The following is a 23,881-nucleotide window of genomic DNA, read 5'->3' on the forward strand; positions in this document are numbered from 1 at the left end:
AGCCGCGCAACATGGCGGGTCTTTCGGCAACGGCTGTGCCGGGTTGCCCCGGCTTGCCCCGGCGCGGTGCGGCGGCTACATTACTGACCAGTCAGTCATTAAATGCCACACACCGACACCGCCCACCGGCGACGCCGCAAGGAGGCCCGCCCCCAGGAACTGCTCGATGCCGCGCTGGCGCTGTTCGTGCAGAAGGGCTTTGCCGCCACCCGCGCCGAGGAAGTGGCCGCGCTGGCCGGCGTGTCCAAGGGCACGCTCTACCTCTACTACCCCAGCAAGGAAGAGCTGCTGAAGGCGGTGATCGCGCACTACCTGTCGGCCCGGATCGCCGCCGGCGCCGCCCAGGCGGCCGAGCATTCCGGCACCGCCACCGCCCTGCTGCAGGGCATCCTGATCGACTGGTGGACCCAGCTGTACGACAGCCCCGCCTCGGGCGTGTTCAAGCTGGTGATCACCGAGGTGCGCAACTTCCCCGAAATCGCCGAGTTCTACCACCGCGAGGTGGTGGAACGCGCCCACGATCTGCTGGGCCGCGTGGTCAGCCAGGGCATCGCCCAAGGCGAGTTCCGCCCGGTCGATGTCGACCATGCAGTGCACTCGCTGGTGTTGCCGCTGGTGATGATCTGCCTGCACCGCCACTCCTTCGGCGCCTGCACGCCGGCCGACTGGCACCTCGATGGGCGCGCCTTCATCGCCCAGCATGTGCAGCTGGTGCTGGCCGGCCTGTGCGTGCGTCCACCCGAACCGGCGCCGGCTGCGCGCCCCACCGCCTGATGTCCGACACCCCGAAGAAGAAACCTTGGCTGCGCTGGTTGCTGGCCGCGCTGGTGCTGCTCGCCGTGCTGCTGGCCGGCCGGCAGTGGCTGGCCAACCGCAGCGCTGCACCCAAGCCTGCCATGGGCGCCGCCAGCGCCCCGCAGCCCCAGCTGGAATTGGGCCCGCAGGACCTGCTGACGGTGCAGCCCACCACGCTGAGCCGCCGGCTGGAGGTCTCGGGCAGCCTGAAGGCGGTGAACACCGCCTTCGTCAAGGCCCGCGTGGCGGCCGAGCTGAAGACGCTGACGGTGCGCGAGGGCGATGCGGTGCGCGCCGGCCAGGTGATCGGCCAGCTCGACGCCACCGAGTTCGACCTGCGTCTGCGCCAGGCCGAGCAGCAGGGCGCCGCCGCCCGCGCGCAGTTGGAGATCGCCCAGCGCCAGCTGGCCAACAACAAGGCGCTGGTGGCCCAGGGCTTCATCTCGCCCACTGCGCTGGACACCTCGGCCAGCAACGAGGCCGGTGCCCAGGCCACGCTGCAGGCGGCGCTGGCCGCTGTGGAGCTGGCGCGCAAGAGCCGTGGCGATGCCACCCTGGTGGCGCCGATCAGCGGCCTGGTGGCCCAGCGCCTGGCCCAGCCCGGCGAGCGGGTGCCGGTGGACGGGCGCATCGTCGAGATCGTCGACCTGTCGCGCATCGAGCTGGAAGCCGCCGTGGCGCCGCAGGACCTGCCGGCGCTGCAGGTGGGTGCGCCGGCCAGCCTGCTGCTGGACGGCAGCGGCGCCCAGGTGGCCGCCCGCGTGGTGCGCATCAACCCCAGCGCTACCGCCGGGGCCCGCACCGTGGCGGCCTACCTGGCGGTGGACCCGCACCCGGGCCTGCGCCACGGCCTGTTCGCCCGCGGCAGCGTGGAACTGGGCCAGACCACGGCGCTGGCGATCCCGCTGTCGGCGGTGCGCATGGACCAGGCCCAGCCCTACGCCATCCGTCTGCGCGACGGCCGTGCCGAACGCCGGGTGCTGACCCTGGGCGCCCAGGGCCGGGCGCCGCAGGCCACGGCCGGCAGCGGCGACTGGGTGGAAGTGCGCAGCGGTCTGGCGACCGGCGACCAGGTGCTGACCGCTACCGCCGGCCTGGTGGCCGACGGCGTGCGGCTGAAGGCGCCGGCCGCGGCCCTGGCCGCTTCCGCCGCCTCGCGCTGACCGGCTGCTGCCATGTGGTTCACCCGCGTCTCCATCGCCAACCCGGTCATGGCCGTGATGGTCATGCTGGCCTTCGTGGTGCTGGGGCTGTTCTCCTACCAGCGGCTGAAGGTCGACCAGTTCCCCGACATCGACTTCCCCACCGTGGTGGTGCAGACCGAGTACCCCGGTGCCGCGCCCGAGGTGGTGGAGAGCGAGGTCACCAAGAAGATCGAGGAGACGGTCAACACCATCGCCGGCATCAACCAGCTGTACTCGCGCAGCTACGAGGGTGCGTCGGTCGTCATCATCCAGTTCAACCTGGACATGGATGGCCGGCGCGCCGCCGACGATGTGCGCGAGAAGCTGGCGCTGATCAAGCCCACGCTGCGCGACGAGGTGAAGGATTCGCGCATCTCCCGCTTCGACCCCGCCAGCGTGCCGATCTTCTCGCTGGCCGTCACCTCGCCCGACGGCAGCGTCAGCGTGCAGGCGCTGACCACCTGGGCCGACCAGGTGGCCAAGAAGCGGCTGGAGAACGTGCGCGGCGTCGGCTCGGTGGCGCTGGTCGGCGGTGTCAAGCGCGAGATCAACGTGTACCTCAAGCCCGCGGCGCTGGAGGCCTTCGGCGTCGGTGTGGACAGCGTGATGGGCGCGGTGCGCACCGAGAACCAGGACCTGCCGGCCGGCAGCCTGCGCTCGGCCGAGGCCGAGCGCACGGTGCAGATCGACGGCCGGGTGAAGCGGCCCGACGAGCTGAACCAGGTGGTGGTGGCCCGCCGGGGCGGCCAGCCCGTCAAGCTGCAGCAGGTGGCGCAGGTCGTCGACGGACCCGAGGAAGTGGAGACCCTGGCGCTCTACAACGGCAAGCGCATGCTGGCGCTGGAGGTGAAGAAGAGCCAGGGCGAGAACACCATCGACGTGGTCGACGGCCTGCTGCAGGCGGCCGAACAGCTCAAGCCGCGGCTGCCGCCCGGCGTGGCGCTGGAGGTGGTGCGCGATGGCTCGCGGCCGATCCGCGTCTCGGTGGCCAATGTCAAGCGCACGCTGATCGAGGGTGCGGTGCTGACGGTGGGCATCGTCTTCCTGTTCCTCAACAGCTGGCGCTCCACCGTCATCACCGGGCTGACGCTGCCGATCGCGCTGATCGGCACCTTCCTGTTCATGGACATGTTCGGCTTCTCGATCAACATGATCACGCTGATGGCGATGAGCCTGTGCGTGGGCCTGCTGATCGACGATGCCATCGTGGTGCGCGAGAACATCGTGCGCCATGTGCAGATGGGCAAGGGCGCCAGGGATGCGTCACTGGCCGGCACCAACGAGATCGGCCTGGCGGTGCTGGCCACCACGCTGAGCATCGTGGCCGTGTTCCTGCCGATCGGCTTCATGAGCGGCATCATCGGCAAGTTCTTCCACGAGTTCGGCATCACCATCGTGGCGGCGGTGCTGATCTCGATGTTCGTCAGCTTCACGCTCGACCCGATGCTCAGCTCGGTCTGGCATGACCCGGCGATCGACCGCGAAGGGCAGCCGTTCCAGCCCAAGGGCTTCTACGACCACACGCTGGGCCGGTTGACGCACTGGGTGGACCGCGCCTCGCACAAGCTGGGCGATGTGTACGTGGCGGCATTGCGCTGGTCGCTGGTGCACAAGGGCATCACCGTGCTGATCGCGCTGGCCTCGCTGGTGGCGGCGCTGGTGCTGGTGCCGCGGCTGGGCACCGAGTTCGTGCCCAAGGCCGATTTCAGCGAGACCAGCATCCAGTTCTACACGCCAGTGGGCAGCAGCCTGGCCACCACCGAGGCGCGGGCGCGGCAGGTCGACGCCATCCTGCGCGAGATGCCCGAGGTGCGCTACACGCTCACCACCATCAACAGCGGCAATGCAGCGGGCCGCAACTACGCCAGCGTGTTCGTGCGTCTGGTCGACCGGAAAGACCGCAGCCGCAGCGTCGACCAGATGTCCGTGCCGCTGCGCGAGCGGCTGCGCCAGGTGGCCGGCATCACCGTCACCCACGTGGGCCTGCTCGATGCCATCGGCGGCAACAAGCCGATCTCGCTGTCGATCCAGGGCAGCGACATCGCCGAGCTGCAGCGCCTGACCGCCACGCTGATGGCCAGGATGGCCACCGTGCCCGGCCTGGTGGACCTGGACACCAGCATGAAGCCGCCCAAGCCCACGGTGGTGGTGGACGTGAAGCGCGACGCCGCCAGCGACCTGGGCCTGAGCGTGGGCAGCATCACCAGCACGCTGCGCGCCCTGGTGGCCGGCCAGACGGTGGGCGACTGGCGCGCCGCCAATGACCAGACCTACGACGTCAAGGTGCGGCTGACGCCCGAGGCCCGCGACAACCCCGACGACCTGGCCCGCCTGGGCCTGGTGCTGGGCGCGAACACGGACGGCAGCATGCGCACCGTGCGTCTGGGCCAGGTGGCCGATGTGCGCGCTGGCCTGGGGCCCACACAGATCAACCGCCGCGACCTCAACCGCGAAAGCGAGATCACCGCCAACACCAGCGGCCGGGCGCTGGGCGAGGTGTCGGCCGAGATCCGCCAGATCCTGGCCGACACACCGCTGCCGCCAGGCTACACCTACCGCTTCGGCGGCAGCACCAAGGACATGCAGGACAGCTTCGGCTACGCCATCTCGGCCCTGGTGATGGGCGTGGTCTTCATCTACATGATCCTGGCCAGCCAGTTCCGCAGCTTCCTGCAGCCGCTGGCGCTGATGAGCTCGCTGCCGCTCACGCTGATCGGCGTGGTGGGCGCGCTGCTGCTGTGGCGCAGCACGCTGAACATGTTCTCGGTGATCGGCGTGATCATGCTGATGGGCCTGGTGACCAAGAACGCCATCCTGCTGGTGGATTTCGCGATCCGCGCGCGCGATGAAGGCATGGAGCGCAGCGCCGCCCTGCTGATGGCCGCCAAGGTGCGGCTGCGGCCGATCCTGATGACCACGCTGGCCATGGTCTTCGGCATGCTGCCGCTGGCCCTGGCGCTGACCGAAGGCTCGGAGCAGCGCGCGCCCATGGGCCAGGCGGTGATCGGCGGCGTCATCACCTCGTCGCTGCTGACGCTGGTGGTGGTGCCGGTCATCTACTGCTGGCTGGACGACCTGGGTGCCTGGGCATCACGCCGGCTGTTCGGCCAGCCGCCGGCTGCGCCACGTCAGCCTGCCGCCATCCCCCCGAAATAGAATCCTGGGTTAACCCGCAATCACCGCCGCCCTGCTCCACGGAACGCCCATGAACATCGAACAAGCCCGCTTCAACATGATCGAGCAGCAGATCCGCCCCTGGGATGTGCTGGACCTGAACGTGCTGGACCTGCTGGCCCGCGTGCGCCGCGAAGACTTCGTGCCGCCGGCCTACCAGGCCCTGGCCTTCGTCGATGCCGAGGTGCCGCTGGGCCATGGCCAGGTGATGCTGGCGCCCAAGGTCGAGGCCCGCCTGCTGCAGGAGGCCCAGGTGCAGCGCCATGAGCGGGTGCTGGAAGTCGGCGCCGGCTCGGGCTTCATGACCGCGCTGCTGGCCCACCGGGCGCAGTCGGTGATCGCGCTGGAGCGCATCGGCGCGCTGGCCGCCATGGCCACCGCCAACCTGCGCCGCGGCGGCGTGCTCAATGCCAGCGTGCGCGACATGGACGGCCAGGCCGGCCTGCCTGGCGACGGCCCGTTCGACGTGATCATGCTGTCGGGCTCGGTGGCCGAGGTGCCGCAGGCCCTGCTCGACCAGCTGAAGATCGGTGGCCGGCTGCTGACCATCGTCGGCCAGGAGCCGGTGATGCGCGCGGTGCGCATCACCCGGCTGTCGGCCACGGCGCTGCAATCGCAGGACCTGTTCGACACCGTGGCGCCGCGGCTGGCCGGCTTCGGCGAGCCCACCCGCTTCCACTTCTGACGGCACCGATGACGCTGCCCCAGATCGCCGTGCAGGACCTGGCCGCCTTCGTGGCCGGCCACACCGCGCCGGCGCCGCTGCTGCTGGATGTGCGGGAAGACTGGGAACTGCAGACCGCCCGGCTCGACCTGCCCGGCGCCACCACGGTGCACATCCCGATGCACAGCCTGCCGGCGCGCCGCGGCGAATTGCCGCCGACGCAGCCTGTCCTGGTTTTGTGCCATCACGGCGCACGCAGCCTGCAGTGCGTCGCATTCCTGCAGCAGCAGGGCCACACCGCCGTGTACAACGTCGCCGGCGGCATCGATGCCTGGTCCCGCGAGGTGGATGCCGCGGTGCCGCGCTACTGAATCCGCCCTGTCGCTCATCCGCCATTTCAGCCCCCACCCGAGGATCACTGTCCATGTCCAGCCCGACCCCGCGCTTCCTGCCTTCGCGCCTGCGGTGCGCCAGCCTGCTGGCGCTGCTGCTGGCCAGCGGCGCGGCATCGGCGCAGAACCTGAACACGGTCTACGAAGCCGCCCGCGCCTACGACGCCACCTACCTGGCCGCGCGCAGCCTGGCCGAATCCGCCGAATTCAAGGCCGCCCAGGCCGATGCGCTGCGCCTGCCCAGCGCCAGCCTCAGCGGATCGGCCTCGGCGGCCGAGGTCAGCACCGTCACCGGTGCCAATGTCGGCAGCCGCACCGCCACGCTGGGCGTGCAGGGCCGCCAGCCGCTGTTCAACCGCGGCAACACCGCCACCATCGAGCAGGCCAAGCGGGCGCTGGAGGTCTCCAAGGCCGACCTGGCCGCGGCCGAGCAGGACCTGATCGTGCGCGTGGCCCAAGCCTACTTCGACGTGCTGGCCGCGCAGGATGCGCTGTCGGCGGCCCAGGCCTTCAAGAAGGCGGTGGCCGAGCAGCTGGCCTCGGCCAAGCGCAACTTCGAGGTGGGCACCGCCACCATCACCGATTCACGCGAGGCCCAGGCCCGCTTCGACCTGGCCACCGCCCGCGAGCTGGTGGCCGACAACGACCTGCGCACCAAGCGCACCGTGCTCGACCAGCTGGTCGGCCGCCAGGCCGTGGCGCCCAGGGGCCTGGCCCTGCCGGTGGCCCTGCCGCCGGTGCTGCCGGCCGACATGGACGCCTGGGTGGCCACGGCCGAGGCCCAGCACCCCACCATCCGCAAGGCCCTGCTGGGCCAGGACGTGGCCCGGCTGGAGACCGAGAAGGCCCGCGCCGGCGCGCTGCCCACGGTCGACCTGGTCGGCGCGGTCAGCACCAGCAAGGCCAGCGGCTCGGGCACCACCGTCAACGCCAACCGCGGCACCGCCACCACCGGCAGCGTGGGCGTGCAGCTGAACTTGCCGCTGTACACCGGCGGCGCGGTGCAGAACCGCATCAAGGAAACCGTGGTGCTGGAAGAAAAGGCCCGCCAGGACCTGGAAGCCGCCCGCCGCGGCGTCACGCTGGGCACGCGCAGCGCCTTCCTGGGCGTGCAGTCGGGCCTGGGCCAGGTGAAGGCGCTGGAGGCCGCCGAGGCCTCCACCAAGCTGGCGCTGGAGGCCACCGAGCTGGGCTACAAGGTGGGCGTGCGCGTCAACCTGGATGTCCTGAATGCCCAGAGCCAGCTGTTCGACACCCGGCGCGACCTGTCCAAGGCCCGCTACGACGTCATCGTCAACGGCCTGAAGCTGCGCCAGGCCTCGGGCCAGCTGCAGCCGCAGGATGTGCGCAACGTTGACGCGCTGCTGGCGCCCTGACGGCGCGCCGACCGCGACCGGCCGGCGCTACTTCGTCAGCTTCAGCACCTGCTGCGAGATCAGCGCTGCCGCACCGCGGTGGGCGTTGGCAAAGCCCAGCGCACGCTGCACCCAGGCATTGCGGTCGGGGTCGGTCGCCAGCTGGGTGGCCACCTTCACGCCGGCCTGGATGTCGTCGACGCGCTGGGCCGCCCGCGCCAGCAGCGCCTGCTTGCTGGCCTGGGCGAAGTTGAAGGTGTGCGGGCCCATCACCACCGGGCAGCCGCAGGCGGCCGCCTCGATCAGGTTCTGCCCGCCCAGCGGCGCAAAGCTGCCGCCCAGCAGGGCCACGTCGGCGCAGGCGTAGTACAGCGGCATCTCGCCCATGGTGTCGCCGACCCAGACGTCGGCCATCGCGGCCTCCAGCGGTGGCTCGTCGTCCCATTCGGTGCGGCAGTGCAGCGTCAGGCCCTGCATGCGGGCCAGCGCCGCCACTTCCTGGAAGCGCTGCGGATGCCGCGGCACCACCAGCAGCAGCGGCCGCGGCACCGGCAGCTTGGCCCAGGCGGCCAGCAGCGGGCCTTCCTCACCTTCGCGTGTGCTGGCGGCCAGCACCACCGGCCGGTGCAGGCCCTGGCGCCACTGCAGGCCCAGGGCGGTGAGCCGCGGCGAGGGTGTCATGTCGAACTTCAGGTTGCCGCTGACCATCACCCGCGGCGCACCGGCCTCGCGCAGGCGGCGGGCGTCGTCCACCGTCTGCGCCAGCACCATCGACAGCCGCGCCGCCGCCGGGTGCAGCAACGCGGACAGCCGCTGGCCCTTGGCCGCGCTGCGCTCGCTGAGTCGGGCGTTGGCCATCACCATCGGCACGCCGTGGCGCTGGGCCTCGCGCATCATCGTGGGCCACAGCTCGGTCTCCATCAGGATGCCGACGCTGGGCTGGAAGTGGCGCAGGAAGCGCCGCGCAGCGCCCGGCGTGTCGTAGGGCAGCCAGACCTGACCGTCGCCTTCCTGCATCAGCTTGCGGCCGGCGGTGCGGCCGGTGGCGGTGCCGTGGGTCAGCAGCAGGCGGATGTCGGGCTGGGCGCGGCGCAGCGCCTCCACCAGCGGCAGGGCGGCACGGGTCTCGCCCAGCGAGACGGCATGCAGCCAGATGGCGCCAGGCAGCGGCGGCCGGCCCGGGTAGAAACCCAGGCGCTCCAGAAGGCGGAAGCGGTAGCCGGCCTCGGCTTTGCCGCGGCGCCACAGCCGCAGCAGGTACAGCGGCGTGGCCAGCCGCAGTGCGCTGGTGTAGGCCCCCAACACCAGGCCCTGCCACAGCCGCGCCGGCAGCGCGGGCCGCGGCGCGCCGGTGTCAATGTGCGGCCTGGGCGACCTGCGCATCGGGCTTGACCACGCGCAGCGCAGCCATGAAGTCGTGCTCGATGCGGGCCAGGGCCTCGGGCGTGTGGCCTTCGAAGCGCATCACCAGCACCGGCGTGGTGTTGGAGGCGCGGATCAGGCCGAAGCCGTCGTCGTAGTCGGCCCGCAGGCCGTCGATGGTGTTGACCTCGGCGCCCGGGAACTTGGCGGTGGCCTGCAGTTCGGCCACCAGCTTGTGCGGCTCGCCCTCGGCGCAGGCCACGTTCAGCTCGGGGGTGGAGAACGAGGTGGGCAGCGCATCCAGCACCGCGCTGGGGTCGGCGCTGCGCGACAGGATCTCCAGCACCCGGGCGCAGGTGTACATCGCGTCGTCGAAGCCGTACCAGCGCTCGCCCAGGAAGATGTGGCCGCTCATCTCGCCGGCGATCGGCGCCTTCATCTCCTTCATCTTCGCCTTGATCAGCGAGTGGCCGGTCTTGTACATCATCGGCACGCCGCCGGCCTCGCGGATGACCACCGGCAGCCGCTGCGAGCATTTCACGTCGAAGATCACCGTGCCGCCCGGGTTGCGCGAGAGCACATCGCGCACCAGCAGCATCAGCTGCCGGTCGGGGTAGATGATGTTGCCGCCCTTGGTGACCAGGCCCAGCCGGTCGCCGTCGCCGTCGAAGGCGATGCCCAGCTCGGCATCGGTGGCATGCACCACCTTGATCAGGTCGGCCAGGTTCTCGGGCTTGCTGGGGTCGGGGTGGTGGTTGGGAAAGTCGCCGTCGACCTTGGAGTACAGGTCGATCACCTCGCAGCCCAGTGCGCGCAGGATGGCCGGCGCGGTGGCACCCGGGATGCCGTTGCCGGAATCGACCACGATCTTCATCGGCCGGGCCAGCTTGGCGTCGTTGACGATGCGGGCGGTGTACTCGGGCACGATGTCCATCGTGGCGCTGCGGCCCTTGCCGCGGGCATAGGTCTCGCTCTGCATGCGCTGGCGCAGGCGCTGGATGTCCTCGCCGTAGATGGCGCGGCCGGCCATCACCATCTTGAAGCCGTTGTAGTCCTTGGGGTTGTGGCTGCCGGTGACCTGGATGCCGGAGTTGCAGCCATGGGCGCCGCGGGTGGCGGCCACGTAGTACAGCATCGGCGTGGTGACGGCGCCGATGTCCACCACGTCCAGCCCGGTCGACTTCAGCCCGCGGATCAGGCCGGCCACCAGGCCGGGGCCCGACAGGCGGCCGTCGCGGCCCACCACCACCGCCTTCTGGCCGGTGAGCCGGGCTTCGCTGCCGAAGGCGCGGCCCAGGTGCTCGGCGAAGTTCTCGTCGATGCCCTTGCCGACGATGCCGCGGATGTCATAGGCCTTGAACGCAGAGGCAGGAACTTGCATGGGTGGGGTGGAACCTGTGGTGGAGGTGGACGACCGAAGGATTGCAAAGCATTGTAGGCAGCGCCTGCACGGCGACGGGGTGCCTGCCGGCGCCGGCGGACCCAGCCGGCAGGCACAGGTCCGAAAACGGCCAGTCGGCTGGCGGCGGCTGCCTATCATGCGCCCATGTCCAGCCCCGACGCCCTGCACGACGACGCCGCCTACCAGGCGCTGCGGGCGCATGACGCGCGCTTCGACGGCCGGCTGTTCATCGGCGTCACCTCCACCGGCATCTACTGCCGGCCGGTGTGCCGGGTGAAGCCGCCGCGGCGGGAGAACTGCCGCTTCTTCCCGAATGCCGCGCAAGCCGAGACCCAGGGCTTCCGCCCCTGCCTGCGCTGCCGGCCCGAGCTGGCGCCGGGGCTGTCGCTGGCCGATTCGTCAGACGTGCTGGCCGACCAGGCGGCGCGCTGGCTGGCCCAGGCCGCGCATGAAGGGCAGGATCCACCGCTGCCGGCCATCGCCGCCCGCCTGGGCGTGACCGACCGGCACCTGCGCCGCATCTTCGCCCGCCGCCATGGCGTCACGCCGCTGGCCTGGCTAACCACCCAGCGCCTGCTGCTGGCCAAGCAGCTGTTGACCGACACCGCGCTGCCGGTCACCCAGGTGGCGCTGAGCACCGGCTTCGGCAGCCTGCGGCGCTTCAACGCCGCGTTTGCCGAGCGCTACCGGCTCAGCCCCAGCGCGCTGCGGCGCGAAGGCGCGGCCGAACCCGGTGCGCTGCGGCTGGCCTGGCGACCGCCATATGACCTGGACGGCCTGCTGGGCTTCACCGCCCGCCGCGCCGTGCCCGGGCAGGAACAGGTGGATGGGCAGGTGCTGCGCCGCACGCTGGCCGTGCCGCACCAGGGCCAGGTGCTGACCGGCTGGATCGAAGCCCGCTTCCTGCCGCAGCGGTGCGAGCTGCATCTGGCCGCCGCCCCCGGCCTGCGCCCGGCGCTGGGCGCGCTGCTGCAGCGCGCCCGCCACGCCTTCGACCTGGACGCCGACCCGGCCGTCATCGACCCGGTGCTGGCCAGCGTGCCCGGCCCGGCACGGCCCGGACTGCGCCTGCCCGGCAGCTGGGACGGCTTCGAGACCGCGGTGCGGGTGGTGCTGGGCCAGCAGGTCAGCGTGGCCGCGGCGCGCACGCTGTGCCAGCGCCTGGTGCAGCGCTTCGGTGCGCCAATCGACACGCCCTTTCCCGGGCTCGACCGGCTGTTTCCCAGCGCCGCGGTGCTCGCCGCGGCCGATCCGGCCGACATCGGCACCCTGGGCATCGTGCGGCAGCGGGTGCGCGCGCTGCAGGCCCTGGCCCAGGCGGTGGCAGCGGGCCGGCTGACGCTGCAGCCCGGTGACGACGTCGCGGCGACGCTCGCCACGCTGACCAGCCTGCCCGGCATCGGCGACTGGAGCGCGCAGCTGATCGCCCTGCGCACCCTGGGCTGGCCCGATGCCTGGCCGGCCGCCGACATCGCGCTGCTGAAGGCACTGGGCCAGACCGCCGCCACCCGCGATCCTGCCGCCGGCACCGCCATCGCCGAAGCCTGGCGGCCCTGGCGCGGCTATGCCGTGTTCAAACTCTGGCTGTCCCTGGAAACCCCATGACCATCCACCCCCACCTGCAGGCCCAGGCCCGCCTCGCCACCCCGCTGGGCACCATGACCGCCGCTGCCACCGCCGCCGGCCTGGCCGGCCTGTGGTTCGACGGCCAGGCCCACCACCCCGGCCCGCTGCCGGTGCCCGACGACGCTGGCCATCCGCAACTCCAGGCAGCCGCCCGGGCATTGCAGGCCTACTTCGACGGCGCCGCCGAGCCGCTGCAGTCCGTGCCGCTGGACATGCACGGCACGGCGTTCCAGCAGGCGGTGTGGCGGGCGCTGATCGCCCTGCCGCGCGGCGCCACCAGCACCTACGGGCAGATCGCCAGTGCCGCCGGCTCACCTGCCGCGGTGCGCGCGGCGGGTGCCGCCATCGGCCGCAACCCGGTGTCGGTGCTGGTGCCCTGCCACCGGGTGCTGGGGCGGGACGGATCGCTGACCGGCTACGCCGGCGGCCTGCACCGCAAGACGGCGCTGCTGCAGGCCGAAGGCGTCTTGCTGGCATGAAGCCACGCGATCTGACCGACCTGCTGCTGCTGGCCGCGATCTGGGGCGCGTCCTTCCTGTTCATGCGCATGGCGGTGCCGGCCTTCGGACCGGTGGCACTGGCCTTCGTGCGGGTGGCGGGGGCGGCGCTGTTCCTGCTGCCGATGCTGCTGCTGCGCGGCGAGGCACCGGTGCTGCGCCAGCGCTGGCGGGCCCTGCTGGTGCTGGGGCTGACCAACTCGGCCCTGCCGTTCCTGCTGTTCGGCTACGCGGTCTACACCCTGCCGGCGGCGCTGGCGGCCATCTTCAATGCCGCCACGCCGCTGTGCACCGCGCTGATCGCCTGGGCCTGGCTGGGCGACCCGCTGAACCGCTGGCGCAGCCTGGGCCTGGCGCTGGGCTTTGCCGGCGTGGCGGGGCTGGCGCTGGTGAAGTCGCTGACCACGCCGGCCGGCGCCGGCCTGGCGGCGCTGCGCTTCGACGGCCCCACGCTGCTGGCCATCGGCGCCTGCCTGCTGGGCACGCTGCTGTATGGCTATGCCGGCAACCATGCCAAGCGCCACCTGACCGGCGTGCCCGCCATGGCCATGGCCGCCGGTACCCAGCTGGCCGCGGCGCTGGCGCTGGCCGTGCCGGCGGCACTGCTGTGGCCGGTGCAGCCACCGGGCCTGCGGGACTGGCTGGCAGCCGCCGGCCTGGCGGTGCTGGCCTCGGGCCTGGCCTACATCCTGTACTTCCGGCTGATCACCCGGGTCGGGCCCACCGGGGCCGCGTCGGTCACCTTCCTGGTGCCGGTGTTCGCCGCGCTGTGGGGCGGCCTCTTCCTGGCCGAGGTGCCCACGCTGCCGATGCTGGCCGGCGGCGCGGTGATCCTGGCCGGCACGGCGCTGGTGCTGGGCCTGTGGCCTCGGCGGCCAGCACTCCGGGACAAGATCGCCAGCACCTAAAATGCGCGGTTTTCCCCGCAGAGAGACCAAGCACCGTGGCCGCCAACATCCTTCAACGTCTTCCCGTCGGCGAACGTGTCGGCATCGCCTTCTCCGGCGGCCTGGACACCAGCGCAGCGGTGCTGTGGATGCGCAGCAAGGGCGCCGTGCCCTGCGCGTACACCGCCAACCTGGGCCAGCCTGACGAGAGCGACTACGACGAGATCCCGCGCAAGGCACTGGCCTACGGCGCCGACAAGGCCCGCCTGATCGATTGCCGCCCCCAGCTGGTGGCCGAAGGCATCGCCGCCATCCAGTGCGGCGCCTTCCACATCAGCACCGGTGGCGCCACCTACTTCAACACCACGCCGCTGGGCCGTGCCGTCACCGGCACCGCCCTGGTGGTGGCGATGCGTGAAGACGACGTGCACATCTGGGGCGACGGCAGCACCTACAAGGGCAATGACATCGAGCGTTTCTACCGCTACGGTCTGCTGGCCAACCCGGCGCTGCGCATCTACAAGCCCTGGCTGGACCAGACCTTCATCGACGAGCTGGGCGGCCGCAAGGAGATGAGCGAGTTCCTCATCACCCACGGCTTCGACTACAAGATGAGCGTGGAGAAGGCCTACAGCACCGACAGCAACATGCTGGGCGCCACCCACGAGGCCAAGGACCTGGAGTTCCTGAACGCCGGCATGCACATCGTCAACCCGATCATGGGCGTGGCCTTCTGGCGCGACGACGTGGTGGTCAAGGCCGAGGAGGTGACGGTGCGCTTCGAGGAAGGCCAGCCGGTGGCGCTGAACGGCCGCAGCTTCGAAAGCCCGGTGGCGCTGTTCGAGGAAGCCAACCGCATCGGCGGCCGCCATGGCCTGGGCATGTGCGACCAGATCGAGAACCGCATCATCGAGGCCAAGAGCCGCGGCATCTACGAGGCCCCGGGCATGGCGCTGCTGCACATCGCCTACGAGCGCCTGGTCACCGGCATCCACAACGAGGACACCATCGAGCAGTACCGCAACAACGGCCGCCGCCTGGGCCGCCTGCTGTACCAGGGCCGCTGGTTCGACCCGCAGTGCCTGATGCTGCGCGAGACCGCCCAGCGCTGGGTGGCACGCGCCATCACCGGCGAGGTGACGCTGCAGCTGCGCCGCGGCAACGACTACTCCATCATGGACACCACCAGCCCCAACCTGACCTACCAGCCCGAACGGCTGAGCATGGAGAAGGTGGAAGGCGCCTTCACGCCGGCCGACCGCATCGGCCAGCTGACCATGCGCAACCTGGACATCCAGGACACCCGCCAGAAACTGGGCATCTACAGCAGCGTGGGTCTGCTGGGCGCCAGCTCCGATGGCGCCATCCCGCTGCTGGCGGGCCCGGCAGGCGAGTGAAGCTTGAAGCTGAGCCGGTCGTCTGCTAACTGCAGACCCGGTCGCGGCCTTCGTGCTTGGCCTGGTAGAGGCGCCGGTCGGCGGCGTCCAGCAGGTCCGATGCATCCAGCATCGCGCTGGTCCATTCGGCCACACCCAGCGAGATGGTCTGCCGGTGGGCCACCAGCGGCCGGCTGTCGGCCAGGCCGGCCGGCAGCACGAAGGTGTGGCCAGCCACGGCAGCACGCAGGCGCTCGGCCAGCGCCCGCGCCACCGGCAGGGTGGCCCCGGGCATCAGCACCAGGAATTCCTCGCCACCCAGCCGGCCCAGCGTGGGCGAACCCGGCCCGCCCGCGCCCACCACGCCACTGACCACCACTGCGCACTCCCGCAGCACCAGATCGCCCGCCGCATGGCCGTGGGTGTCGTTGACCGACTTGAAGCGGTCCAGATCGAAGCTGATCACCGCCATCGGCCGGCCGCCCTGGCGGGTCTGCCGCAATTCGCGGCGCAGGGTCTCGTGCAGGTAGCGGCGGTTGTACAGGCCGGTGCCGGCATCGACCATCGCCATGCGGTAGACACGGTCGTGCAGCGCGGCGTCCACGCTCTGGTGCTCGTAGAACTTCAGCAGCACGCTGCCCAGGCGCACGCGGTCGCCATCGCGCAGCGGGCGCGGGCCGGTCAGGCGCACATCCTGCACATAGCTGCCATTGGCCGAGCCCAGGTCCCGCAGCAGCACCTGGGTGCCGTCGACCACCACCTCGGCATGCAGGCGGCTCATGCCCGGGCCGTCGATCTGCAGGCTGGCGGCCGCCGAGCGGCCGATGGAGCTGGTGCCCTCGGGCAGTGTGATCTGCCGGCCGGTGTCGCCACCGCTGTAGACCACCAGGCTGCAGCGGCGGGCTTCTTCGCTGTCCAGTCCCTGCAGCAGCGTGAGCTGGCTGGGGTCGATGGCGATGGTGGACGGGTCCCAGTTGGACATCGGCGGCGGGGCAATCGGGCAACAGGAAGCCCTGGGTTGTACCGCAGCCGGCGCCCCACCGGCGAGGCCGCCTGGCCCCGGCTGCGCAGTTGTGCGCAGCCCGGCCGGTGGCGTGCGCGCGGGCTCAGCGCAGCGTGGCCAGCGCCTGGGCCAGGTCGGCCTGCAGATCGGCCACCGCCTCCAGCCCGATGGAGAAACGCACCAGGTGCCCGGGCAGCGCCGAGCGGTCGGTGCGCATGGCGCTCAGGTCGTAGGGCACGACCAGGCTGACCGGGCCACCCCAGGAATAGCCGATCTTGAACAGCCGCAGCGCGTCGACGAAGCCGTCCACCTGCGCCGGTGTCAGCGCCGGGTCCAGCATCACCGAGAACAGCCCAGCCGCCGCGGTGCAGGTGGCCGCCCAGTGGGCATGGCCGGGCGAACCGGGCAGCGCCGGGTGCAGCACCTGGCGCACCGCCGGCTGGGTGCCCAGCCAGGCGGCCAGCTGGCGGGCCGCGGCATCGTGCGCGTGGTAGCGAAGCGCGATGGTGGGCAGGCCCTTGAGGATGAATTCCGCATCGTTGGCGGCCACGCCGATGCCCAGCTGGCCGTGCAGCTTCAGCAGCTTCTGGTGCAGCGCCTCGTCGCGGGTCACGACCGAGCCCATCAGCACGTCGGCACCGCCGGACGGGTACTTGGTCAGGGCCTGCATCACGATGTCGATGCCAAGATCAAACGCCCGGAAGGCCAGGCCGGCGCCCCAGGTGTTGTCCAGCGCCACCAGCACCCCGCGCGCCTTGGCCGCGGCCACCAGGGCCGGCAGATCCGGGAACTCCATCGTCACCGAGCCTGGCGCCTCCACCCACACCAGCCGGGTGGCCGGGCCGATCCTGGCGGACAGGTCGGCCGGGTCCATGGGGTCGTAGAACTGGTGCGTGATGCCCCAGCGCGACAGCACGTTCACCGCCATGTCGTTGGACGGGCCGTAGACATTGGCCGGCAGCAGCAGTTCGTCACCCTGGCGCAGCAGGCCCAGGTTGACGTTGGTGATGGCCGCCAGCCCGCTGGGCGACAGGATGCAGAAACGCCCGCCTTCCAGCGCGGCCAGGCGCTCTTCCAGTGTGTAGGTGGTGGGCGTGCCGCGCAGGCCGTAGGTGTAGCCGGTCTTGGCGGTGTAGGTGCGGCTGCGCAGCGCGTGGGTGTCGGGAAAGATCACCGTCGACGCCTTGAACACGCCGGGCGGCACGGCATCCCAGGTGTCGGGCGGCTGGTAGGGGTGGTGCAGCAGGTGGGTGACCAGGTCCTGCGGGGTGTCGGAAGGCGTACTCATGGCGATCTCTGCAGTGAAATGCGGGCGTCAGATCGGCTGACCGACCAGGTCATGGCCGTCGGTGGCCACGATGCGGGCGCGGGTGAATTCACCGGCCTTCAGCGTCTTGCTGGCCTTCTCGGGCGGCAGCAGGCGCACGGTGCCGTCGATCTCGGGCGCATCGGCATAGCTGCGGCCGGTGCCGCCCTTGCGGCCCAAGGCCGGTGCATGGTCGACCAGCACCTGCATGGTGGCGCCCACACGGCGCTGCAGCCGGGCGATGGACACCTCTTCGGCCACCGCCATGAAGCGGGCGCGGCGCTCCTCGCGCAGTTCGGCCGGCAGCGCGCCGGGCAGCTCGTTGGCGGCGGCGCCGTTGACCGGCGAGTAGGCGAAGCAGCCGGCCCGGTCGATCTGCGCCTCGCGCACGAAGTCCAGCAGGTGCTGGAACTCGGCCTCGGTCTCGCCCGGGAAGCCGGCGATGAAGGTGGAGCGGATCACCAGCTCGGGGCAGGCAGCGCGCCACTGCAGCAGGCGGTCGAGGTTCTTCTCGCCGCTGGCCGGGCGCTTCATGCGGCGCAGCATATCGGGGTGGCTGTGCTGGAACGGCACGTCCAGGTAGGGCAGCACCGCGCCGGTGGCCATCAGCGGCAGCAGCTCGTCCACATGCGGATAAGGATAGACATAGTGCAGCCGCACCCAGGCGCCGTGCGGCTTGGCCAGCTCGGCCAGCGCGGCGCACAGCTCGGTCATGCGGGTCTTGACCGGCCGGCCGTCGAAGAAGCCGGTGCGGTACTTCACATCCACGCCGTAGGCCGAGGTGTCCTGGCTGACCACCAGCAGTTCCTTGACGCCGGATTCGAACAGCGCGCGCGCTTCGGCCAGCACATCGCCCACCGGGCGCGAGACCAGATCACCGCGCATGCTGGGGATGATGCAGAAGGTGCAGCGGTGGTTGCAGCCCTCGCTGATCTTGAGATACGCGTAGTGGCGCGGCGTCAGCTTGATGCCCGCCTCGCCGCGGAACTGGCTGCGCACCTCGGGCACCAGGTCGACGAAGGGATCATGCGGCTTGGGCACATGCAGGTGCACCGCGTCCATCACCTCCTGCGTCGCATGCGGGCCGGTGACGGCCAGCACACTGGGGTGCATGCTGCGCACCAGGTTGCCGCCGCCGTCGGCCTCTCGGGCGCCCAGGCAGCCGGTCACGATCACCCGGCCGTTGGCGGCCAGTGCCTCGCCGATGGTGTCCAGGCTTTCCTTGACCGCGTCGTCGATGAAGCCGCAGGTGTTGACGATGACCAGATCGGCGCCCTCGTAGCGCTTGCTGGTCTGGTAGCCCTCGGCGCTGAGCTGGGTGAGGATCAGTTCGGAATCGGTCAGCGCCTTGGGGCAGCCCAGCGAGACGAAGCCGATCTTGGGGGCTGCAGCGGCAGCCGTGGTGGTGGTGTCAGACATGCCGCGATTGTCCGCGACAACGCCCGCGCCTCACTTCTTGGGCATCAGCCCCGGAATGCCGGGAAACAGCGCGCCGGCCTGCATCTGCTCCTGCACCTTCTCCTGCATCTGCACGAACAGGTTCTTGCTCTGCTCCAGGTAGTTGCCCATCAGGCCCTGCATCAGCGGTGCCTGGCCGGTCATGAACTGGCTCCACATCTCGGGTGTGAAGCTCTTCGGGTCGTACAAGCCCTTGCTCTGCTCGGCAAACCGACCCTGCAGGTCGACGAAGGTCTGCAGGTTCTTCTCCAGGTACGAACCCATCATGCCCTGCATGGCATGGCCGTAGAAGCGGATCACCTGGGCCAGCATCTGGGTGGTGAACATCGGCATGCCGCCGGTTTCCTCCTCCAGGATGATCTGCAGCAGGATGCTGCGGGTGATCTCCTCGCCGGTCTTGGCGTCGCGCACCTCGAAGGTCTCGCCCTCGAGCACCATCTGCTTGACGTCGGTCAGCGTGATGTAGCTGCTGGTGCGGGTGTCGTACAGCCGCCGGTTGGGGTACTTCTTGAGCACCCGCATGGCGCCAGCAGCTGCGGCTTCAGGGGCCGGCTTGGCAGCACTGCGGCGTTGGGATGGCATCGAGAGCGGCTCCTGGGGGCGGAAGGCCCATTCTAGGGAGCGCCCCCGCCGCCGCCGACAGGAGTTTCCCGTTGCGGTTTCCCCTTGCTGGCCGGTCGCCAGGCTCAGGTGGCCGATTCGTCGATGAACTGCTTCAGCAGCTTCTTCAGCTGCTCGACCTTGCGCGGGCCCATGGCCTCGGCCACCGCGCCGTGGTGGGCGTCGACATTGACCTTGAGCCGCTGCACCACTTCCAGGCCCAAGTCGCTGATGTAGACCAGCACCTTGCGGTTGTCCTGGGCATCGGCGGCCCGCTGCACCAGGCCGCGGCTGACCAGGCGGTCGATGTTCTTGGTCAGCGCGGGGTGGTTCATCAGCACCCGCTCGGCCAGTTCGCCCATCGAGCGGCCCTGCTCGTCGGACAGCACCTGCAGCACCCGCCAATGCTCCTCGGTCACCTCCTCGGGCGCGATCGACTGCGCCAGGCCCAGGTGCATGCGGCGGTTGGCCGACGCCAGCAGGTAGGCGAGGTACTCGGAAATGTCTTGGTCGGCGGGCATGGTCAGTGCAATCACGGTCACAGTCGCGAGCGAAGTCTACGCAAAATCACTTTCCAGGGAAACCACCGTGGTGCGGGCTGCGCAAAGCTCGAACACCCGAATCCAACTTGGTGCATCACCAGGAGTACGTCTGATGGCCTCATCAAGTCCGGGTTCCCTGGCCACGCCGGGTGACAGCCACCTGCACGCGCCACTGCTGCGACCGCGCCTGCGGCCGGGCCAGCGGCACCAGCCCCTGCCCGACCAGCGCGAGATCACGGTGGCGCTGTGCGTGCCGCTGGGCGGCTCGGCCGGCATCTGGGGGCCGTCGGGCCTGGCCTGCGCCCGGCTGGCGGTGGCCGAGCTCAACCGCGGCGCCGGCATCAGCGGTCAGAGCTGCCGGCTGATCACGGTGAACGCGTCGGACGACGCACCCGACATCGAATCGGTGCTGGTCGAGCTGGTGGAGAGCAGCAGCGTCGATGCGCTGATCGGCATGCACACCAGCGCGGTGCGCCACCGCATCCTGCGCGCCGTGGGCGGCCACATTCCGTTCGTCTACACGCCGCTGTACGAGGGCGGTGAATCGACGCCCGGGGTGTTCGCCATCGGCGAGGTCACGGCCAACCAGCTGGCGCCGGCCATCCGCTGGCTGGGCGCACACCGGCGGCCGAAGCGCTGGTTCGCCGTGGGCAACGACTACGTCTGGCCGCATGTGTCGCACCGCCAGGCCCGCAGCTACATCGCCGAGGCCGGCGCCGAGATGGTGGCCGAGGCCTACCTGCCCTTCGGCACCACCGATTTCAGCGCGGTGCTCGACCAGATCCGCCGCTTCCGGGCCGATGCGGTGCTGGTGTCGCTGGTGGGACAGGATTCGGTCGAGTTCAACCGCGCCTTCGGCCGCGCCGGCCTGTCGCGCGGCATCCTGCGGCTTTCAGGTGCGCTGGGCGAGAACGAGCTGCTGGGCATCGGCGCCGACAACGCCGACGACCTGTTCGTCTCCAGCGGCTACTTCGCCACGCTGGACACCGACGAGAACCTGGCCTTCAAGGCGCGCTACCGCAGCCACTTCGGCGAACGCGCGCCCACGCTCAACACCTTCGGCCAGTCCACCTACGAGGGCGTGCACTTCCTGGCGGCGCTGTTCAACCAGGCGCTGCGCTCCCACCACGACTGGGACACCATGGGCCGGGCGCCGCTGCACTACCAGAGCGCACGGGCCGCGCACTATGCCGGCGGCGGCGTCAGCGACACCCCCATCTACCTGGCCCGGGCCGAGGGCCATGTGTTCAAGGTGATCACCCGCCTGTAGCGCCCGGGCGGTGGCCCGCAGTCGGGCCAATCATTTTCCAAGGCAATCTTTTTGCTTGACTTGGAAAATACCGATGCCCAGAATCCGGAGGCATCGGCAGCGTGACGTGTTGCACGGAACGCCGCCGATGCAGGCAGCGCCGCGCCGGGCGGGAGACCCCGGCCAGGCGGCGCAGGATCCACCCCCCTCCGGAGTCAACATGGCCATCAAGCGCCCCACCCTCGACCAGCTGCAAGACGTGGCCCTGAGCCTGGGCATCCACCTGTCGCCCGAGCAGGCCGGTGTGTACAACACCCTGCTGCAGGCGAACTTCGATGCCTACGACGTGGTCGACGCCCTGCCCGACTACCTGCCGCGCGTCACCTACCCGCGCACGCCCGGCTACTTTCCGGCCGGCGAGGAAAACAAGTACGGCGCCTGGTACGTCAAGTCCACGATCAAGGGCAAGCCCGAGGGCAAGCTGGCCGGCAAGACCGTGGTGCTGAAGGACAACGTCTGCGTGGCCGGCGTGGCCATGATGAACGGCGCCTCCACGCTGGAAGGCTATGTGCCGAACGTCGACGCCACCATCGTCACCCGCCTGCTCGATGCCGGCGCCACCGTGGTGGGCAAGGCCACCTGCGAATACTTCTGCTTCTCCGGCGGATCACACACCAGTTCGCCCGCGCCGGTGCACAACCCCTGGCGCATGGGTTACTCGGCCGGTGGTTCTTCGTCCGGCAGCGCGGCCCTGGTGGCCGCCGGCGAGGTCGATCTGGCCATCGGCGGCGACCAGGGCGGCTCGATCCGCATGCCGGCGTCCTACTGCGGCATCGTCGGCATGAAGCCCACGCACGGCCTGGTGCCCTACACCGGCGTGATGCCCATCGAGCTGACCATCGACCACACCGGCCCGATGACGGCCAACGTGAGCGACAACGCGCTGATGCTGGAGGTGCTGGCCGGCCCCGACGGGCTGGACCCGCGCCAACATGCCGGCCAGGGCCCCAAGCCCTATGCCGATCTGATGAAGCAGGGTGTGGCCGGTCTCAAGATCGGCATCGTCAAGGAGGGCTTCGGCTGGCCGCAGAGCCTGGCCGACAGCGATGCCAAGGTGAAGAAGGCGGCGGCGGTATTCACCGCGCTGGGTGCCAAGGTGTCGGAGGTGTCGGTGCCGATGCACCTGGTCGGCCCGGCCATCTGGCTGCCGATCGCCGCGGAGGGCGCCACCCAGCAGATGATGAAGGACAACGGCCACGGCTTCAACTGGAAGGGCCTGTACGTCACCAGCATGGTCGACTTCCACGCCGGCTGGAAGGCCCGGGCCGACGAGCTGAGCGAGACGCTGAAGCTGACCATGGTGCTGGGCGAATACTTCATCCAGCACTACCGCGGCCACTTCTACGCCAAGTCGCAGAACCTGGCGCGCCAGCTGAAGGACGCCTACGACGCCACGCTGGCCGACTTCGACCTGCTGCTGATGCCCACGCTGCCGATGGTGGCCACGCCCATCCCCAAGCCCGGCGCGCCGGTCGAGGAAGTGGTGGCCCGCGCCTTCGAGATGCTGCCCAACACCTGCCCGTTCGACATCACCGGTCACCCGGCGATCAGCATCCCCTGCGGCCTGGTCGACGGCCTGCCGGTGGGAATGATGCTGGTGGGCAAGCACTACGACGAAGCCACCATCTACCGCGCCGCCTACGCCTTCGAACAGTCTGGCGACTGGAAGACCATCTGAGCCTCTCTCCCGCACTCCACACAACAGGAACCAACATGGACCGTCGCAGATTCATCCAGTCATCGGGCGCTGCCGCACTGGCGGGCAGCTCCGTCGTCCTGCCCCTGTCGGCGCTGGCCGCCGACGAGATCGGCGTGGGCAGCATCCACGACCTGTCCGGCGGGCTCGACATCTACGGCAAGCCGATGCTCGACGCACTGACCCTGGCCATCGAGGAGCAGAACAAGGCCGGCGGCCTGCTGGGCAAGAAGCTCAAGCTGGTCAGCTACGACCCGCAGAGCAACATGCAGATGTACGCGCAGTTCGCGCAGCAGGCCGCGCTGAAGGACAAGGTGGCGGTGGTGCATGGCGGCATCACCTCCGCCTCGCGCGAGGTGATCCGCCCGGTGCTCAACCGCAGCAAGACGCTGTACTTCTACAACACGCAGTACGAGGGCGGCGTCTGTGACCGCGGCACCTTCTGCACCGGCGTGACGCCGGCGCAGACCGTGGCCAAGCTGGTGCCCTATGCGATGAACAAGTGGGGCAAGAAGGTCTACGTGATCGCCGCCGACTACAACTACGGCCAGATCACCTCGCAATGGGTGAAGAAGTTCACCCTGGAGAACGGCGGCTCGGTGGCAGCCATCGACTTCTTCCCGCTGGACGTGACCGCCTTCGGCCCGACCATCGCCAAGATCGAGGCGGCCAAGCCCGACATGGTGGTCTCGGCCCTGGTGGGCGGCGCCCACATGTCGTTCTACCGCCAATGGGCGGCGGCGGGCCTGACCAAGAAGATCCCGCTGGCCTCCACCACCTTTGCCGGCGGCAACGAGCATGTGGTGCTGTCGGCCGCCGAGACCGACGGCTTCCTGGTCTGCTACAACTATTTCCAGAACCTGGACACGCCGGCGAACAAGGCCTTCAAGGAGCGGTTCTACGCCCGCTTCGGCAAGGACTACCCCAACATCACCGAGCTGGCGATGGGCACCTACCAAGGCTTCAAGCTGTGGGCCGAGGGGGTGAAGAAGGCCGGCTCGGTGGACATCGCCAAGGTGACCACCGCGCTGGAGTCGGGCATCAGCATCGACGGGCCCAGCGGCAAGGTCAGCATCGACCCCGCCACCCACCACTGCGTGCTCAACGTCAGCATCGCCGAGACGCGCAACAAGCAGCTCAACATCGTGCAGACCTTCCAGCAGCAGGCGCCCACCGACACCAGCGCGGTGTGCAACCTGCAGAAGAACCCGCGCGACAACCAGCAATATGTGATCAAGGTCTGACCCCGCCAG

General features: G+C 70.2%; 20 protein-coding genes. 13 read left to right on the plus strand and 7 right to left on the minus strand.

The genetic code is table 11. The annotated features are described in order from the left end of the window. Window positions 1–102: 102 nt before the first annotated feature. The 6 genes from FFT10_RS02435 to FFT10_RS02460 are packed head-to-tail and all read left to right on the plus strand — an operon-like array spanning window position 103 to window position 7,585. Window positions 103–774 (plus strand): TetR/AcrR family transcriptional regulator, encoded by a 672-nt coding sequence (locus tag FFT10_RS02435; RefSeq protein ID WP_137731165.1) that lies wholly within the window; start codon window positions 103–105, stop codon window positions 772–774. Beyond that, a complete protein-coding gene (locus tag FFT10_RS02440) occupies window positions 774–1,958 on the plus strand; it encodes an efflux RND transporter periplasmic adaptor subunit (RefSeq protein WP_137731166.1) in 1,185 nt (394 codons plus the stop codon). Before FFT10_RS02435 ends, FFT10_RS02440 begins: the two co-directional genes overlap by 1 nt. A 12-nt stretch (window positions 1,959–1,970) precedes the next feature. After that, window positions 1,971–5,135, plus strand: coding sequence for an efflux RND transporter permease subunit (locus FFT10_RS02445; RefSeq protein ID WP_137731167.1), 3,165 nt, complete (start codon window positions 1,971–1,973; stop codon window positions 5,133–5,135). Window positions 5,136–5,184: 49 nt separating this feature from the next. Beyond that, a complete protein-coding gene (locus FFT10_RS02450) occupies window positions 5,185–5,838 on the plus strand; it encodes a protein-L-isoaspartate O-methyltransferase family protein (RefSeq protein WP_137731168.1) in 654 nt (217 codons plus the stop codon). A 14-nt stretch (window positions 5,839–5,852) separates the two neighbouring features. Next, window positions 5,853–6,188, plus strand: a complete 336-nt coding sequence (locus FFT10_RS02455) for a rhodanese-like domain-containing protein (protein ID WP_373282457.1) — start codon at window positions 5,853–5,855, stop codon at window positions 6,186–6,188. A 53-nt stretch (window positions 6,189–6,241) separates the two neighbouring features. Next, complete coding sequence (locus FFT10_RS02460) at window positions 6,242–7,585, plus strand: TolC family outer membrane protein (protein WP_137731170.1); 1,344 nt, start codon at window positions 6,242–6,244, stop codon at window positions 7,583–7,585. A 27-nt stretch (window positions 7,586–7,612) separates the two neighbouring features. Here the strand turns inward: FFT10_RS02460 and FFT10_RS02465 are convergent, their stop codons facing one another. Continuing rightward, on the minus strand, window positions 7,613–8,947 hold the full coding sequence (locus tag FFT10_RS02465) for a 3-deoxy-D-manno-octulosonic acid transferase (RefSeq protein WP_137731171.1): 1,335 nt from the start codon (window positions 8,945–8,947) through the stop codon (window positions 7,613–7,615). After that, window positions 8,919–10,307 (minus strand): phosphomannomutase/phosphoglucomutase, encoded by a 1,389-nt coding sequence (locus FFT10_RS02470; protein WP_137731172.1) that lies wholly within the window; start codon window positions 10,305–10,307, stop codon window positions 8,919–8,921. The genes FFT10_RS02465 and FFT10_RS02470 overlap by 29 nt, the downstream gene beginning before the upstream one ends. Window positions 10,308–10,472: 165 nt before the next feature. On the opposite strand from FFT10_RS02470, the gene FFT10_RS02475 reads away from it, so the two are divergent. From FFT10_RS02475 to argG, 4 genes are read left to right on the plus strand one after another with little or no spacing between them, the layout of a single operon-like run. Next, on the plus strand, window positions 10,473–11,933 hold the full coding sequence (locus FFT10_RS02475; protein WP_137731173.1) for a DNA-3-methyladenine glycosylase 2 family protein: 1,461 nt from the start codon (window positions 10,473–10,475) through the stop codon (window positions 11,931–11,933). Further along, window positions 11,930–12,433, plus strand: a complete 504-nt coding sequence (locus FFT10_RS02480; protein ID WP_137731174.1) for a methylated-DNA--[protein]-cysteine S-methyltransferase — start codon at window positions 11,930–11,932, stop codon at window positions 12,431–12,433. Before FFT10_RS02475 ends, FFT10_RS02480 begins: the two co-directional genes overlap by 4 nt. After that, window positions 12,430–13,359 (plus strand): DMT family transporter, encoded by a 930-nt coding sequence (locus FFT10_RS02485; protein WP_137731175.1) that lies wholly within the window; start codon window positions 12,430–12,432, stop codon window positions 13,357–13,359. Before FFT10_RS02480 ends, FFT10_RS02485 begins: the two co-directional genes overlap by 4 nt. 35 nt (window positions 13,360–13,394) lie before the next feature. Further along, window positions 13,395–14,735 (plus strand): argininosuccinate synthase, encoded by a 1,341-nt coding sequence (argG, locus tag FFT10_RS02490; protein ID WP_137731176.1) that lies wholly within the window; start codon window positions 13,395–13,397, stop codon window positions 14,733–14,735. 25 nt (window positions 14,736–14,760) lie between these two features. Here argG and FFT10_RS02495 read toward each other — a convergent pair whose 3' ends face one another. The 5 genes from FFT10_RS02495 to FFT10_RS02515 form a co-directional block, all read right to left on the minus strand. Further along, the gene (locus tag FFT10_RS02495) at window positions 14,761–15,696 is read right to left on the minus strand and encodes a GGDEF domain-containing protein (RefSeq protein WP_137731177.1); all 936 of its coding nucleotides are present in this window, start codon (window positions 15,694–15,696) and stop codon (window positions 14,761–14,763) included. 124 nt (window positions 15,697–15,820) lie between these two features. Beyond that, window positions 15,821–17,005, minus strand: coding sequence for a PLP-dependent transferase (locus FFT10_RS02500; protein WP_137731178.1), 1,185 nt, complete (start codon window positions 17,003–17,005; stop codon window positions 15,821–15,823). Window positions 17,006–17,032: 27 nt separating this feature from the next. Next, window positions 17,033–18,442, minus strand: coding sequence for a 30S ribosomal protein S12 methylthiotransferase RimO (rimO, locus tag FFT10_RS02505; RefSeq protein ID WP_137731179.1), 1,410 nt, complete (start codon window positions 18,440–18,442; stop codon window positions 17,033–17,035). Between the two features lie 30 nt (window positions 18,443–18,472). Continuing rightward, a complete protein-coding gene (phaR, locus tag FFT10_RS02510; RefSeq protein ID WP_137731180.1) occupies window positions 18,473–19,063 on the minus strand; it encodes a polyhydroxyalkanoate synthesis repressor PhaR in 591 nt (196 codons plus the stop codon). A 104-nt stretch (window positions 19,064–19,167) separates the two neighbouring features. After that, on the minus strand, window positions 19,168–19,602 hold the full coding sequence (locus FFT10_RS02515) for a MarR family winged helix-turn-helix transcriptional regulator (RefSeq protein ID WP_137731181.1): 435 nt from the start codon (window positions 19,600–19,602) through the stop codon (window positions 19,168–19,170). A gap of 133 nt (window positions 19,603–19,735) precedes the next feature. On the opposite strand from FFT10_RS02515, the gene FFT10_RS02520 reads away from it, so the two are divergent. The 3 genes from FFT10_RS02520 to FFT10_RS02530 all read left to right on the plus strand — a co-directional run bounded on the left by FFT10_RS02520 (window position 19,736) and on the right by FFT10_RS02530 (window position 23,872). Continuing rightward, on the plus strand, window positions 19,736–20,893 hold the full coding sequence (locus FFT10_RS02520) for a substrate-binding domain-containing protein (protein ID WP_228026915.1): 1,158 nt from the start codon (window positions 19,736–19,738) through the stop codon (window positions 20,891–20,893). 199 nt (window positions 20,894–21,092) lie between these two features. Next, window positions 21,093–22,610, plus strand: coding sequence for an amidase (locus FFT10_RS02525; protein ID WP_137731182.1), 1,518 nt, complete (start codon window positions 21,093–21,095; stop codon window positions 22,608–22,610). Window positions 22,611–22,645: 35 nt separating this feature from the next. Continuing rightward, complete coding sequence (locus FFT10_RS02530) at window positions 22,646–23,872, plus strand: urea ABC transporter substrate-binding protein (RefSeq protein WP_137731183.1); 1,227 nt, start codon at window positions 22,646–22,648, stop codon at window positions 23,870–23,872. Window positions 23,873–23,881 lie beyond the last annotated feature (9 nt).

Source organism: Pseudaquabacterium pictum (assembly GCF_005403045.1).
GTDB classification, from domain to species: Bacteria; Pseudomonadota; Gammaproteobacteria; order Burkholderiales; family Burkholderiaceae_C; genus Pseudaquabacterium; species Pseudaquabacterium pictum.